1 pseudogene is annotated in these 256 nt (G+C 70.7%); it reads left to right on the plus strand.

The features are described 5' to 3' along the window. Positions 1 to 256, plus strand: a pseudogene (locus tag JK359_RS38690) (methionine adenosyltransferase); the annotation flags it as partial.

The following is a 256-nucleotide window of genomic DNA, read 5'->3' on the forward strand; positions in this document are numbered from 1 at the left end:
CATGCCGCTGCCCATCGAGCTGGCCCACCGGCTGTCCCGCCGCCTCACCGAGGTCCGCAAGGACGGCACCATCCCCTACCTGCGCCCCGACGGCAAGACGCAGGTGACCATCGAGTACGACGGTGACCGGCCCGTGCGGCTGGACACGGTGGTGGTCTCCACGCAGCACGCCTCCGACATCGACCTCGACTCGCTGCTCACTCCCGACATCCGCGAGGAAGTCGTCGCGCACGTCCTCGGCCGGCTCGCGCAGGAC

The sequence above is a fragment of the Streptomyces actinomycinicus genome (genome assembly GCF_016741775.1).
In the GTDB taxonomy this organism is placed as follows: Bacteria; Actinomycetota; Actinomycetes; order Streptomycetales; family Streptomycetaceae; genus Streptomyces; species Streptomyces actinomycinicus.